The following is a 13,498-nucleotide window of genomic DNA, read 5'->3' as shown; positions in this document are numbered from 1 at the left end:
TCAACCCGCCTTTGCCATCTGCATGAGAGTCACGCGCTGCTGCAGCCGTCGCTGCGCCTGATCGACGACGACCGCGATGATGATGACCAGACCCTTGATCACCATCTGCCAGAAAGAGGAAACCCCCATCATGACGAGACCGTCGGAGAGAATGCCGATCACGAAGGCGCCGATGATCGTGCCGCCGATCGTGCCGCGTCCGCCCGACATCGAGGTGCCGCCGAGCACGGCTGCGGCAATTGCGTTGAGTTCGAAGCTTTCGCCCGTTGCCGGATGCGCCGCCATCAGCTCCGAGGAGATGACGATGCCGACGATCGCGGCGCAAAGGCCGGAGAACATGTAGACGAAGATCTTTACCAGATCGACGCGTATGCCAGACATGCGGGCGGCTCGCTCGTTGCCACCGACAGCGAAGATATGGCGGCCGATCGGTGTCGAGCGCGCCACATAGGCAGCGACGAGCGCCAGGAAGATCAGAATCCAGATGGAGACGGGCAGGCCGAGGATGCGGCCGGCGCCGAAGAAATCGAAACCGGTCGTGGCATATTCCGGCCGGCCGAGAAGGTTCGGGAAGGTCTGACCGTCGGAGGAAAGCAACGCCAGGCCGCGGGCGACATAGAGCGTGCCGAGGGTTGCAATGAAGGGCGCGACATTGAGCTTGGTGATCAGGAGGCCATTGATCAGGCCGATGATGAGGCCGATCGAAAGTGTGATCAGCACGATTTCTACGAGATTGAAATAGACCGTATAGCCGATCGGCAGTTCGACGCCATAGAGGATCAGGCCGCCAGCGACCATGCCGCAGAGGCCAACGATCGAGCCGACAGAGAGGTCTATGCCGCCGGTGATGATGACGAAGGTCATGCCCATCGCCAGGAAGGCGTTCAGCGCGACATGCTTCGACATCAGAATCATGTTTGCAGTCGAGGTGAAGTTCGGCGCGAAGATCGAGAAGAAAATGATGACGGCAAAGAGCGCGATGAAGGTTCGAAGCTTCATCAGCGTCAACAGGAAGGAGCCGTTCGCGCCCTTCGGCGCGGAGGTGGATGCGGTAGCCGCCGTCATGACGCGAGTTTCCCTTGATGTTCGTGCCCCTTGGCCGAGGCCGCGATAATGGCGTCTTCAGTCGCGTGCGCGCGCTCGAAGACGGCGATGAGATGGCCGTTGCTGAGCACCGCGATGCGATCGGAAAGCGCCATGACCTCTTCGAGGTCGGAGGTTGAAAACAGGATGGCGAGACCATTGGCGGCAAGCCGGCGCATGGTGCGAAAGACGTCTGCCTTGGCGCCGACATCGATGCCCCGGCTTGGCTCGTCCATCAACAGAACCTTCGGATTGGTCATCAGGGCCTTACCGATGACGACTTTTTGCTGGTTGCCGCCAGACATGGAGGTCACCTCGAAGTCCGGGTTCGGCGCCTTGATGGAGAGATCGCGGATCGCTTCGGCGATGGCGTTCTTTTCGGCCCTGGCATCGATGTGAAAGAGACGCGTGAAGCGGCCAAGGCTGGCGAGCGTCAGGTTCGATGCAATGGAGAGAACCTGCACCAGCCCCTCGCGCTGCCGATCCTCCGGGATGAGTGCCAAGCCGCGGCGGATGCGTCGCGTCGTATCGCGGGCACGCACTTCCTCGCCGTCAATGAAGATCTTGCCGGTCGAATGCGTATGTCGGCCGATGACGCATTCAAAGAATTCGCTGCGTCCGGCACCCATCAGCCCGTAAATACCGAGGATCTCGCCGGCCTTGACCGACAGCGAGACATTGTCAACCGCAAGCCCACCCGTCGGGCGCGGCAGACTGATATTTTCGGCGCGGAACATCTCCTTGCCGAGTGCATGATCCCCGGATTTGGCAAAATCCTTGGCATCCGAGCCGATCATCGAACGCACAATCCAGCGGGTATCGATATCCTTGACCATCGCCTGACCGGTGATCTGCCCGTCACGTAGTACGGTGATGTAGTCACCGATCCGCATCAGTTCTTCCAACCGGTGCGAGATATAGACGATTGCCACGCCTTGCGCCTTCAGCTCGGCGATCACCTTGAAGAGGATCTCGACTTCGGCGGCCGACAGTGCCGACGTCGGCTCGTCCATGATGAGGATGCGGGCGTTCAGCGACATCGCCTTGGCGATTTCGACGAGCTGCTGCTGGCCGATCGGCAGATCCTCGACCATGGTCTCGGCATCGATGCCGGCATCAAGCCGCTCGAGGAATTCGTTGGCCCTGCGGACCTGCTCCTTATGGTCGATGCCGATGATGCCGCGGGTCAGTTCGCGCGCTGCAAAGATGTTTTCGGCAACCGACATATTGGCGAAGAGGTTGAGTTCCTGAAAGATCATGCCGATGCCATGCGCCTGCGCGTCGGCCGGGCTGTCGAAGGAAACGGTTTCGCCGTCGAGGATGATGCGCCCGAGTGTCGGCCGCTCGACGCCGGCGATGATCTTCATCAGCGTCGATTTGCCGGCGCCGTTTTCCCCGACGAGCACATTGACGGCGCCGCGCCGCAGTTCGAGATTGGCGCGCTTGACGGCGACAATACCCGAATAAACCTTCGACACGTCGTCAAGGCGCAGAATGATATCGTCCTTCGCGGCTTCGGCCATGATCATCGTCCCACCGTCAGCGCTGAGGGGGTGACGAGCGGCAGATCGCTGCCGGAGGGCAGCGGGAAGGCGCCGGTCACGGTCACGGTCTTGCCGACCAGCCCGTCGCGCGGGATCGCCGACAGGAATGCGGCGTTCGCCTTCTCATTGAAGGACTTGCCGAATTGCGCCCATTCGATCTGGTTCTTGAATTCGTTGAAATTGACGAAATCCAGCGTGTCGCGCAGTGCGGTGCCTCGAATGGCCGGACCGATCTGCACCGTGGCATCCGCCTTGCCGTCTCCGTCGGCATCGACATCGAGTGTTGCCGCACGCGAGGCCGTATCGGCGGCAACGACCTTGCCGGCAAATTTCACCGCATAGGTCCAGGGCGAACTCGCCTGCTTGTGCGGATTGCCGTATTTCTCGCCGGCCTGATCGGGGCTCGAAGCGGCCAGCGCCACAACGTCCTTCAGCTCGCCGGCATGCTTTTCATAATAGGCAACGACCTGGCCCTGCCATATGGCCTCGACCTTGGCATTCGGATCAAAAGCGCTCTTTGCAGCGGCTGCGGCCTTTTCCTCCGCAGTCGGCGTCTTGATGATCTTGCAGCCGGGCAAAGCCGCCGCCACGAGAGCGGCAATCAGGGCGAGCCTGATCCTCATCATGCTGTCAACCTCGAAATCTATGAGAACAGGTTGCAGGGAGCACGGTCTTCCGCGCTCCCTGCACCAATCGGTCCGCCTTATTTTGCCAGTGCGAAAGTCTCGAGCTTACCGGCGTTGTCGGCATTGATGAGGACGCAGTCCATGAGCTGCTTTTCTTCCTTCGGCGCCGTCTTGTTCTTGATGTAGGCGTCAGCCTGTTCGACAGCCATCTGGGCCTGTGCGTAGGCCGGCTGCAGCACGGTTGCCTTGATGCCGCCAGCCTTGATGGAGTCACGCACGTCGTTCGAGCCGTCGAAGCCGACGACGATCACATCCTTGCGTCCGGCGGCCTGGAGAGCGGCGATTGCGCCCATGGCCATCGTGTCGTTGCCGGAGATCACGCCCTTGATGTCGGGATTGGCCTGCAGGATGGTTTCCATCTTGGCATAGGCTTCCGTCTGGCTCCAATTGGCCGACTGCTTGGCGACCGACTTCAGGTCCGGATAGTCGTCGATGACATCATGATAGCCCTGCGAGCGGATGCCGGCATTGGTGTCGGACTCCTTGCCGACCAATTCGACATAATTGCCCTTCTCGCCCATGAGCTTGACGAATTCCTGCGCGCCGAGCTGGGCGCCCTGATAGTTGTTGGAAACGATCTGGGCGACGGCCACACCGGTCGCATTGATTTCGCGGTCGATCAGGAAGGAGGGGATGCCGGCGTCCTTGGCCTTTTTGACCGCGGCAACCGAAGCGTCGGCACCGGCATTGTCGAGGATGATTGCCTTGGCGCCGCGGCCGATGGCGGTATCGATCATTTCGGACTGCTTGTTGGCATCGTCGTCATGGGTCATGACGAGCGCTTCATAGCCGAGTTCCTTGGCCTTGGCCTCAGCTCCGACGGCTTCCGCCTTGAAGAAGGGGTTGTCGTGGGCCGGCGTGATGATGGCGATCAGGTCAGCCGAAAAGGCCGGCATGGCGACGCCAAGCGAAAGCGCGCTGGCGAAGGCGGCAAGGGTCAGTCTGCGGGTAAGCTTCATGGTTTCTCCTCCCAGGTTTGACGCATGGTCGAACCAACCCCGGTTCGGCTAAAATCCATGCGAAAAAGAAAACCGGCCCGTCAAAGTCCCCACGCGGGCCGGTAGAGCGACATGGCCGCAGCCTTGTCGCGGCATTGTCAGGTGATACGCCGGATGCTGTCGGCGATCTCCTGAGGTTCGAAGACCTTCTTCCAGTCGTCGCGCATGAGGGCCGGAATGCCGAATTCGATCGCCTTGTTGCAGGCATCCGAGAATACGCCGTCGACCTCCTTGAAGATGACGGCGCCGAGCACGTTCATGTGGCCGAGCAGGAAGTCGCGGGCGGCTTCCGCGGGAACGCCGCGCGCAACACATTCGTCCATTGCCTGTCGCATGATGACGAGCAGAGAAGCGCAGACAGTTTCCGAAAGGCCAGGCTCGAGCATCGCCATCTGCTCGACGGTGACGCGATGCGAGCGCATGACCGGAGCCCAGATCACTTTGGCAATCTCTTCGCCGAGGCTATAGGCGCTTTCTGGACCCTGCATGAGTGCCGAGACGATGTGCTGCTTGGCAAAGAGGCCGCCGAAATGATCCTTCTTTGCCTGCATCTCCGTCTCGTCGTTGAAGATCGGCGGATGGCAGGGGTGGGTGACGAAATAGGTGAGATCGCTACGCTCCGGCAGGTGGCCGGCGAAGGGGGCGGCGGCATCGAGAGCGACGACCATCGTGCCGGGCTTCAGCTTGTCGACGATGCCGGCGGCGACTTTACCGATCGCCGTATCCGGCACGGCGAGGATCACGACGTCTGCACCGTCAAGGCCGGTGTCGGCCGACACGCAGTCAATGCCGAGATCGTTTTTCAAGCGGGCTTTGCCGGCATCGCTGACTTCCACGTGGCGGACGTCGAAACGGGAACCTTTGAGATTCTTGGCCAGCCGGTATCCCATTTTTCCGCCGGCGCCAAAAAGGGCAATTGCAGTCATGTTTCCTCACCTTCGTTGTGGGGATTGGTATCGCAACTGGTATGATGAGTCAATCATCATTCCATAGGTGTCAAACCTTTACCGCATCGAGCCGGTCGATAGCTTGGACGTTGTCGGCAGAGGGGCCTTGAGGATCGAATTCCGATGCGAGCCAGGTGTCGACGATCGATTTCGCAAGCTCCGGCCCGATGACGCGGGCGCCCATCGTAATGATTTGGGCATTGTTGGATTTGGCCGCGCGCTCGGCCGAATAGGTATCGTGGGTCAGCGCGGCGCGGATGCCGGGTACCTTGTTTGCCGAAATGCACACGCCGATGCCCGTGCCGCAGAAGAGAATACCGCGCTCATGTTCGCCGGCGACGATTGTCTGGCCAAGCCGCTGGGCAAGATCGGCATAAAAGCCGGACTGGCTGAGATCGTGAACCTCGAGATCGGCGCGACCGGCAAGATGCGAGGCAATAATGTCCAGCAGCGGCTTGCCGGCGCTGTCTGCTCCAATGGCTATTTTCATGGCAGTTCCTTTCGATCTTTGCGGCTCTGCTGCGGTCAGAATGAGATCGCCCGGCTGACGCGGGCGAGGATGTCGAGATAGCCTTCGACCGCCCAGGCTGAGCGGCCGATGAACAGTCCATCGATGTGTTTGCAGGCGATCAGCTCGTCGCAATTGTCGGAATTGACGCTGCCGCCGTAGAGAACCGGCACCGACCGGCCGAGAACGGCGCGCGCGGTCTCGCCGATTGCGGCCTGGCGCTCGTCGGCATAATCGGCCGTGGCCGGAATGCCATTCACGCCGATCGCCCAGACAGGCTCGTAGGCCAGCAGGATCTGAGGCTGGCCGACGGCGTCGGCGACCTGTTCCAGCGCACCCCTGACCTGTCGTTCCAGCACATGGTCGGCCATGCCGGCCTCGCGCTCGGCCCCCGTTTCGCCGATGCAGACCAAGGGGGTGAGCCCGTGGCGTAGGGCAGCAGCCACCTTCAGGCCGACCGTTGCGTCCGTTTCACCAAAATGTTCGCGGCGCTCGGAATGGCCGAGCTCGACGATATCGAGACCGCAATCTCTCAGCATGATCGGCGAGATCTCGCCGGTCCACGCCCCGGCATCGTCCCAGTGCATGTTCTGCGCACCGACCTTGACGGAGGTCCCCGAAAGCCTCTGCTTGACCTCCCGCACGGCCGTGAAGGGCGGAATGACGAAACGCTGCACACGGGGATCGCGCGCCTGATCCGTTTCGACGAGGCGCTCCGCAAAGCGGATGGCCTCGGCGAGCGTCTTGTTCATCTTGAAGCTGGTGCCTACCCAATAGGTCATCAGGCTTTCCTTCCATCCCGGATCTGCGCGAAATAGCCGTCGGACCCGACCTGCCCGCCTTTCAGGGCGATCTGCAGCCCGTCGGTCGGGGCGTAGCTGCCATGGGCCGTGCAGAGTGGCGAACCTGGCGTTTGCGGCAGCGGCAAGAGGGTCGTCAGCGCATCGACGCGCAATTCCTTCAGCGCGTGGCTGGACGTATCGCCGCCTGCAATCACGGCACGTGACAGTCTTTCGGTTTCGACAAGGCGGCGCAGGATGGTGCCAAGCGCCTGCCCCAGCCGATGACGGGCGCCGGGCAGCTGGTCGATATCGGCGCCACGATCGGCTGAAGGGCCGAGCGCAGTGTGAAGGATGACGCTGCGGCCGGCTTTCAATGCGGCAAGACCCGCGGCAACCGCCACGTTCTGGGTTGCCTCGGCATTGGCCCCGATCAAAGCCAGCGGATCGAGCGGAATATCGTGAAAGCCTTCGGCAATCGCCGTTCGGATCTGCCGTTCGGTCGTTGGCGAAACGCTGCCGGAGACGACGGCGACCCGCTCGACCTTGCCCGGAGACTGGAATTCGACGCCGGGGCCGATCAGGCCCTCGTCGCGCCAGGCATTGATGAGCGCATATTCGATGCCGGAGGAACCGGCGACGAAGCTCCCCTTGGCAGCCGCGATCCGCTTCAGCTGCCGGCCGGCAGCGGCCTGGCTTTCGGCAGAATCGACGTCGAGGAGCAGGATGCCGGAGAGGTCGGCAATCATCTGATCGATTTTCGCATCGGCATCCGGCGCCGACAGCAGTGCCAGATCGGCCAATGAGACGGGAAGTTCCGTTTGCTTGCAGAGATGCAGCGCAAGATCTGCCTCATGCATCGGCGTGACAGGATGGCGGCTCATGACCGGGTGCCGGTCGATGCGGAAGACACGGCCCTGATAGGCGGCAAAGAGATGGCCGAAGGCTGTGTAGCGTTTCAGCTGCGGCGCACCGACGATGACAGGCACGAGCGTCTGTTCGAAGATGGCCCGGCCGATCTCGATCGCCTTGCCGATATTGCCGACCTCTGGTGCGGAATCGAAGGTCGAGCAGACCTTGTAGTGGCAGATGCTGGCATCAAGCCTCTTCAGCCATTCAAAGACGGGCGAAAGATGCTGCTGCATCCAGGCGGGGGTCTCGCTGCGGCTCGTTCCGGCGATGCCGATGGCGCGGCAATTCCGGAAGCGATTGAGCAGGGCCTGGCCGGGAATGCCGAGGAAGAGCACCGGGGCAATGCCGTTGATCGCGAGCGCTTCCATCACATCGGTGGAGCCCGTGAAATCGTCGCCGTAATAGCTGACGAGCAGGTCGCCCATGATCAGGCCGCCTTGCCGTCGCCGAATTTGGCGATCGATGCGGCAAGCTCGGGATGATCTCTGGCGTATTCGTCGAGCGGAATGTCGGCGACTGCTGCCTGCCAGGCCTGCTGGACGGCGCGCACGCCGGCTGCCGGTCCCTGTGGATGACTGACGATGCCGCCGCCGCAGAGATAGAGCAGATCGGTGGTGCGCCCTGTGCGCTGATAGGTCTCCGGCGCCTGGCCGCCCCACTGGCCCGAACCAGCGACCGGAAGCGGGCAGTCGGAAGCGTCAAAGAGCGGCGTGCTGATCGCCTTGAAGGAGGAGACGAAGCTCTCGTCGGGCTCCCAATATTTCACGCGGATGCCGTTGATCTGGAACTGATCGACGCCGAGCAGCCGCCAGAGCTGCTGATAGACCTTGAAATCGAGACCTATGCCGGGATGGCGCGTCAGCACGTCCCAGCCGTTACGATGCGCATGCAGTACGAGGCCGGAGCGCTTGCGCAGGAAGCTCATGCCGCCGAAGCCGATCGAATTGATGTTGACGACGGCGCAATTGCCGCCCGCCTCGAGCACGAGGTCATGGTTGCGCATCATCTCGTCGGGATCGGCATGCGAGATGCCGAAGGCATACATGACCTTCTTGCCGGTCTTCTGCTCGTGATCGAGGATGCGGGGCATGATCGCCGCCACCCGCTCCCTCAGCGGCGAATAGGCGGGGCTCATCAGCTTCTCATCATCCTTGACGAAGTCGACGCCGGATTCGATCAGCTCGCCGACGAGCTCGGCCGTCTCGTACGGCCGCAGACCGAGCGCCGGTTTGACGATTGTGCCGATGATCGGCCGGCCTTCCACGCCGGTCAGGCGCCGGCTGCCGGGGATGCCAAATTGCGGGCCGGGATGTGCATCCCTGAATGCCTCCGGCAACTTCATGTCGATGACGCGCAGGCCGGTCATGCCCTTGATGGAAAAAGGTCCGCCGATGGCGATCGTCATCAGCGCCGAGAGATCCGTGCCGATCGCATCGATCGGGAAGGCGATATCGACGTCGGCGCGCTGCAGCTTCACGCCCTCGGGCGCTTCCGGCCATGATGGATGGCTTGCATCTTCCAGCGAGCGGATAGCGAGGACGCGGGCTGCCACGCGCGACTTCAGTTCCTCCGTCTCGCCCGGAACAGGAACGAAGGTGCCAGTCGATTGATCCGATGCGATCTTGTTCGCCATCGCTTCGACGCTGCCGGGCGTCTCGATGCGGTAGGTCAGGACTATCATCATGAAATTGCCGGTTACTCCTCTCGCCACGTCAAGAAGTCATGGCGTCAACTCATGATCTGGTATAATGAGTATTCCATTTTCTGCAATGGAAATTTTCAACAGGTGTGAATTTCGCGTGCTGCGCTTTGTCGTCCATCGGTGAAAATGCTAAGGAGAGAGAAGATTTGAGCCAGCGAGACGCCATGACCTCAGCCATCGAGCCTATTGTCCGTCGAAAACTGTCCGACGAGGTTTTTGACCGGCTAGAACGGCTGATCACCTCCGGAGAGCTGCAACCGGGCGACGAGATGCCGTCCGAACGCGTTCTAATGGAGCGCTTCGGTGTCGGCCGGCCTGCCATTCGGGAGGCGATGCAATCTCTCGCCAACAAGGGGCTCGTCAGCATTTCGCATGGCGAGCGGGCGAAGGTCTTGCGGCTGACGGCAAAGTCAATCTTCCGCCAGGTCGATCTCACCGCCAAGATCATGCTGTCGCAATCGGCGGACTCGCTGGAACATTTAAAAAGTGCACGTATCTTCTTCGAGCGCGGGATGGCGCGCGAGGCTGCCCAGCGCGCCTCGACAAACGACATCAGCGATCTCCGAGCCATCATCGAGCGCCAGCGCACGTCGCTCGGCCGCGCCGAAGAGTTCATCAATGCCGATATGGAATTCCACACCCGCATCGCCCAGATCTCAGGCAATCCGATCTATGTCGCTGTCAGCGAGGCCATGCTTGCCTGGCTGAAGGAATATCACACGGAAATGCTGATCTGGACCGGCAAGGAAAAGTTCACCTTGGCTGAACACGAGGAAATCGTGGACTGCCTGGAGGCCAATGATATCGAAGGCTCGGAAACCTCGATCCTCAAGCACCTCGAACGCTCGCGCGCGCTCTACGCAAGGTGAGGATTCGTAGCAGCGTGCATGCAGACGTCTGGCGCGACTGGCCATTCTTGAAAAAAGCAACTGCCCTGCAAAGCGGCCAGCGCTTTTAGGCTTTGATGTTGTTGGGTTGTGGCCGCCGCCCCGGTCCTCTATCCAATGTTCGCTGGAGGGATCTGCTATTTCGAAGAAGACGCCGATCCTCCCTATCTGCCTCTGCTCGTGCACAACGCGTCCCGGTTTTGGAGCGAGGTATCGCAAACCTTCCCGAGGGCAAAGGTCCTTTCGAGGATATGAACGCGCTTTATCCGGCGTTACGAATGGCGCGATGTCAACATCACTACGTCTTTTGTCTGTCTCGAGAAGATGAGCCCGCCCTCATCGTGGCGATTCTTCATGAACGAATGGATCTGATGAAGCGCTTGGTTGATCGTCTGAACGAATGATGTTTGGACGGAGGCGAGTTTCTTTGGCACGGCCGGGTAGATCATGAGAGGCCGGCGTCAGTTCCAAACGTGACGAACGGCCGCGAACTCGTCCTGTAAGCGCACCGTTGCAGAGGGGCGTTGCTCTTCCTTAAGATCCGAATCGTACGATGGACGAGCAGGGGAAGAGGCATGGCTGCATCGCGGACATTCGGAAGATCATCTGAGAATATGATTGCTCGCGAAGAGGCGCGGCTTGCGGCACTCCAGCAGCTCGAGATGCTGGACACGCCCAGAGATCCGGGCTTCGATCGCCTCGTCCGCCTTATCAAGGAGATCTTCGACGTCGACATCGGCATCGTTTCCTTCATCGACGCTCATCGGCAGTGGTACAAGGCTTGCTTGGGGCTCACGCCGGACGAGATGCCCCGTCAGGACACTTTCTGCCAGCAGGTTGTCGCGGCCGAAGATCCGATCGTCGTCCAGGACGCCACCAAGGATCAGCGCTTCTCGCAGAACTCGGCGGTGACCGGCGAAGCTCATGTCCGCTTCTATGCTGGAGTGCCGCTTAGAACAGCGGACGGGCACGTTGTGGGAACCGTCTGCGCTATTGACCGCCGCCCGCGCTCCTTCAGCAGTCGCGATCTGACTATTCTCGAAGAGCTCGCCGGTGCGGCGATGGATCGTGTGGAGCTTCTTCGCACCGCATCGTCCGACAGCCTGACCGGAGCCATGACGCGGCGGGCGTTCAAGGAGGAGGCCGACCGGCTAATCTCGCTCGCAGTCCGTCACAGCCACGACATCTCTTGCCTCGTGCTCGACGTCGACCACTTCAAGCAGGTTAACGACAATCATGGGCATGCCGCAGGCGACGAGGTCCTGAGGGCGGTCGCCTCTGCTTGTCGGACGGTGATGCGGGCAGGGGACCTGTTCAGTCGTCAGGGCGGCGAGGAGTTCGCGATCCTACTCCCTCACGTCGACCTCCAAGCCGCGCTTGCGACGGCGGAGAGGCTGAGAGACCTCGTAGAGTCGCTCTCAGTTCAACTGCCTGCAGGCGCGCTCCAGGTCACCGCGAGCTTTGGCATAGCCTCACTTTCCATTGTAGCGAAGGATATCGAGACGCTTCTGGCTCAAGCGGACGCTGCCATGTATCAAGCCAAGCAGACCGGCAGGAACAAATGCCTTGTCTGGGGACAAGCCGGCGGGGCGGCCGAGATCACGCAGCGCCGGCGGGTGCTGAAGGCAGGATCCATCATCTTCAACGACCGGCGTTCGACCATCGACTGCACGGTCAGGACTCTGGGAATAGACGGCGCCGGCTTGTCGGTCTCCAGTTCGACCGGAATTCCACCAGAGTTCGTCCTCGCCATCCCGAGTGACGGGTTCCAGACTAGGTGTAAGATCGTCGCTCAGGACCGTCAGAGTGTGGAAGTCGCATTCGCCGGCTGAATGGGCGGCACCGGATCGTCGCCGCCCTCGCTGATCAGCCGTTCGACAGCGTCGGCGACATGTGGCGACGGTCCGGTCGTTCCGGCCGCATCCCTGGTGGGTTGGCCGAAGCGGACGCCTTTCGACCTTCCCTTGGATTAGCGTCGTGATGCGCTCTGGGCGATCAAGGCATTGCGGGCCTTTGCCGCTCTTTGCGGCCGCTGCGGAACGGGAAGCCGAAACGATTGCCGAGCAACAGGAACCGACAGTCGAACTGCGTCAAATGACACAGGGCCACAACGTCGTTCTCGATCACGGGCATACCCGGCTGACCTTGCGGGAACATCCGGTCAGCTTCCTACGTCGTGAACTGACCGAAAAACGCATCGTCACCTGCACCTACGCAATGTCAGCTCGTGACGGGCGGTGGCTGATGGCGGCCGGACTGGTTCCCGTGCGACAGAGGCCCGGCTCGGCAAAAGGCGTGATTTTCATGACCATCGAAGACGAAACCGGGGCCGCCAATGTGGTGATCTGGTCCAAGCTGTCCGACTGGTCGACGCGGGTTGCGCTCGGAGCGTCGATGCTGGCGATCAATGGCCGCATCCAACGAGAGGGAGATGTCGTGCACCTGGTCGCCCAGCAGCTGTTCGACCTGTCGGGTGACCTGACGGGTTTGGCTGATCGCGACCTGGAGTTTCAATTGCCAACGGGCAGGGGAGACGAGCTTGCGCACGGTACGCCCGGTAGGCCGGATACCCGGCGGTCTATTGACCCATTTTTGATGTCAGATCATCTTTGTCACATGGACGAGATATCGCCGCCAGACGTCCCCCGAGATGATCCTGACCGCTTCATTCGCTGTCAGGACGCGCTTCATGTCGCATTCGCAAGCTTGGTTGACCGAGCCGTTACGGCAGGTTGGCGACCCGATGAAGTCCTCACTGCATTGATCGAGGTAGCTGACAATCACGCCCTCATGATCGCGGCTAACGCCGACCTCGAAGCCGCGCTGTTGATCCTCAAAAAGAAGCGTACTTGACTCCTCGGGGAAAAAGAACAAAATAGGAACATCCGTCGGTGCCCGATAATCTTAGCCATTCAAGGATGATTCCACATGCCTACGATCCAATATAGAAACCAGCCGGACGTCTCATCGCAGGATGTCATGAAGGTGGCAGTCTTCGCCGAATATGTCGGCAATCACTGCTACGATGTATTCGATGACGATGGGTTGAGGTCTCGGTCGGAGACGCTGTCACTTCGAGCACAGGAAGTGTCCGACGCGCTCGATTTCGCCGATGAGCCACGCTTCTCACAGGATGCGGTTCAGAAAATCATCGATCTTCGAAGTGTGGTCGCAGATATGTGCTTCGACAGGTTCGGCAAGCGAGGGTTCATGGGCAAGTCCATGGACTTGATCCACATGGACCAGGACGTGGCAGACGTCCTCGACAAAATCATCGTGGTCCAACTATCTCCAGAGGAGGCCGAAGAGGCCGAAGCCGATTGGGACCATGAATCTAAGTTCAATCAGACCGTGAACGGTGGCAAGTCAAGTGTAATTCGCAGCGAAAACATTGGTTTTCGGGCGCGACCTTGAACGGTTGCTTGGCCAAACCGACTGAGCTTCGATATGGC

The 13,498-nt window shown here is 60.8% G+C and carries 12 protein-coding genes and 2 pseudogenes; 5 read left to right on the top strand and 9 right to left on the bottom strand.

Annotation, left to right across the window (positions count from 1 at the left end; translation table 11 throughout):
- From EV281_RS26465 to oiaX, 9 genes are all read right to left on the bottom strand, one after another.
- The gene (locus tag EV281_RS26465) at window positions 1-1,065 is read right to left on the bottom strand and encodes an ABC transporter permease (RefSeq protein WP_132657309.1); all 1,065 of its coding nucleotides are present in this window, start codon (window positions 1,063-1,065) and stop codon (window positions 1-3) included.
- Window positions 1,062-2,612 (bottom strand): sugar ABC transporter ATP-binding protein, encoded by a 1,551-nt coding sequence (locus tag EV281_RS26460; RefSeq protein ID WP_132657308.1) that lies wholly within the window; start codon window positions 2,610-2,612, stop codon window positions 1,062-1,064. Before EV281_RS26460 ends, EV281_RS26465 begins: the two co-directional genes overlap by 4 nt.
- Entirely contained in the window at window positions 2,609-3,253 is a 645-nt protein-coding gene (locus tag EV281_RS26455; protein WP_132657306.1) for a DUF2291 domain-containing protein, read from the bottom strand. The genes EV281_RS26460 and EV281_RS26455 overlap by 4 nt, the downstream gene beginning before the upstream one ends.
- Window positions 3,254-3,330: 77 nt before the next feature.
- Entirely contained in the window at window positions 3,331-4,272 is a 942-nt protein-coding gene (locus tag EV281_RS26450) for a D-ribose ABC transporter substrate-binding protein (RefSeq protein ID WP_132657304.1), read from the bottom strand.
- 137 nt (window positions 4,273-4,409) lie between these two features.
- Window positions 4,410-5,237 (bottom strand): phosphogluconate dehydrogenase C-terminal domain-containing protein, encoded by an 828-nt coding sequence (locus EV281_RS26445; RefSeq protein ID WP_132657303.1) that lies wholly within the window; start codon window positions 5,235-5,237, stop codon window positions 4,410-4,412.
- A 70-nt stretch (window positions 5,238-5,307) separates the two neighbouring features.
- Entirely contained in the window at window positions 5,308-5,748 is a 441-nt protein-coding gene (locus tag EV281_RS26440) for an RpiB/LacA/LacB family sugar-phosphate isomerase (RefSeq protein WP_132657301.1), read from the bottom strand.
- A 35-nt stretch (window positions 5,749-5,783) separates the two neighbouring features.
- On the bottom strand, window positions 5,784-6,548 hold the full coding sequence (locus EV281_RS26435) for a triose-phosphate isomerase (RefSeq protein WP_132657299.1): 765 nt from the start codon (window positions 6,546-6,548) through the stop codon (window positions 5,784-5,786).
- Window positions 6,548-7,882: a four-carbon acid sugar kinase family protein gene (locus tag EV281_RS26430; RefSeq protein WP_132657297.1), complete on the bottom strand. Its 1,335-nt coding sequence runs from the start codon at window positions 7,880-7,882 to the stop codon at window positions 6,548-6,550. Before EV281_RS26430 ends, EV281_RS26435 begins: the two co-directional genes overlap by 1 nt.
- Before the next feature lie 2 nt (window positions 7,883-7,884).
- Window positions 7,885-9,141, bottom strand: a complete 1,257-nt coding sequence (gene oiaX, locus EV281_RS26425; protein WP_132657295.1) for a 3-oxo-isoapionate-4-phosphate decarboxylase OiaX — start codon at window positions 9,139-9,141, stop codon at window positions 7,885-7,887.
- A 182-nt stretch (window positions 9,142-9,323) separates the two neighbouring features.
- Here oiaX and EV281_RS26420 point away from each other — a divergent pair, with 182 nt between their 5' ends.
- From EV281_RS26420 to EV281_RS26400, 5 genes and pseudogenes are all read left to right on the top strand, one after another.
- Entirely contained in the window at window positions 9,324-10,028 is a 705-nt protein-coding gene (locus EV281_RS26420) for a transcriptional regulator NanR (protein WP_132657541.1), read from the top strand.
- A gap of 218 nt (window positions 10,029-10,246) precedes the next feature.
- Window positions 10,247-10,450, top strand: a pseudogene (locus EV281_RS31840) (type II toxin-antitoxin system RelE/ParE family toxin); the annotation flags it as partial.
- Window positions 10,451-10,621: 171 nt separating this feature from the next.
- Window positions 10,622-11,878 (top strand): sensor domain-containing diguanylate cyclase, encoded by a 1,257-nt coding sequence (locus tag EV281_RS26410; protein WP_132657293.1) that lies wholly within the window; start codon window positions 10,622-10,624, stop codon window positions 11,876-11,878.
- Window positions 11,879-11,889: 11 nt separating this feature from the next.
- Window positions 11,890-12,620 (top strand): annotated as a pseudogene (locus EV281_RS26405) (OB-fold nucleic acid binding domain-containing protein); the annotation flags it as partial.
- 405 nt (window positions 12,621-13,025) lie between these two features.
- On the top strand, window positions 13,026-13,460 hold the full coding sequence (locus EV281_RS26400) for a hypothetical protein (RefSeq protein WP_207896895.1): 435 nt from the start codon (window positions 13,026-13,028) through the stop codon (window positions 13,458-13,460).
- The last annotated feature ends 38 nt before the right edge of the window (window positions 13,461-13,498 follow it).

Origin of the sequence: Rhizobium sp. BK418 (assembly GCF_004341105.1) — a bacterium.
Classification (GTDB): domain Bacteria; phylum Pseudomonadota; class Alphaproteobacteria; order Rhizobiales; family Rhizobiaceae; genus Rhizobium.
Note: the sequence above shows the minus strand (reverse complement) of the source record. Positions and strands in the feature narration are given on the sequence as shown.

Excerpts from the sequence above, each read along its gene's own strand:
- EV281_RS26465 (WP_132657309.1), bottom strand. The coding sequence starts at position 1,065 with ATGACGGCGGCTACCGCATCCACCTCCGCGCCGAAGGGCGCGAACGGC.
- EV281_RS26460 (WP_132657308.1), bottom strand. The coding sequence starts at position 2,612 with ATGATCATGGCCGAAGCCGCGAAGGACGATATCATTCTGCGCCTTGAC.
- EV281_RS26455 (WP_132657306.1), bottom strand. The coding sequence starts at position 3,253 with ATGATGAGGATCAGGCTCGCCCTGATTGCCGCTCTCGTGGCGGCGGCT.
- EV281_RS26450 (WP_132657304.1), bottom strand. The coding sequence starts at position 4,272 with ATGAAGCTTACCCGCAGACTGACCCTTGCCGCCTTCGCCAGCGCGCTT.
- EV281_RS26445 (WP_132657303.1), bottom strand. The coding sequence starts at position 5,237 with ATGACTGCAATTGCCCTTTTTGGCGCCGGCGGAAAAATGGGATACCGG.
- EV281_RS26440 (WP_132657301.1), bottom strand. The coding sequence starts at position 5,748 with ATGAAAATAGCCATTGGAGCAGACAGCGCCGGCAAGCCGCTGCTGGAC.
- EV281_RS26435 (WP_132657299.1), bottom strand. The coding sequence starts at position 6,548 with ATGACCTATTGGGTAGGCACCAGCTTCAAGATGAACAAGACGCTCGCC.
- EV281_RS26430 (WP_132657297.1), bottom strand. The coding sequence starts at position 7,882 with ATGGGCGACCTGCTCGTCAGCTATTACGGCGACGATTTCACGGGCTCC.
- oiaX (WP_132657295.1), bottom strand. The coding sequence starts at position 9,141 with ATGATGATAGTCCTGACCTACCGCATCGAGACGCCCGGCAGCGTCGAA.
- EV281_RS26420 (WP_132657541.1), top strand. The coding sequence starts at position 9,324 with ATGACCTCAGCCATCGAGCCTATTGTCCGTCGAAAACTGTCCGACGAG.
- EV281_RS26410 (WP_132657293.1), top strand. The coding sequence starts at position 10,622 with ATGGCTGCATCGCGGACATTCGGAAGATCATCTGAGAATATGATTGCT.
- EV281_RS26400 (WP_207896895.1), top strand. The coding sequence starts at position 13,026 with ATGAAGGTGGCAGTCTTCGCCGAATATGTCGGCAATCACTGCTACGAT.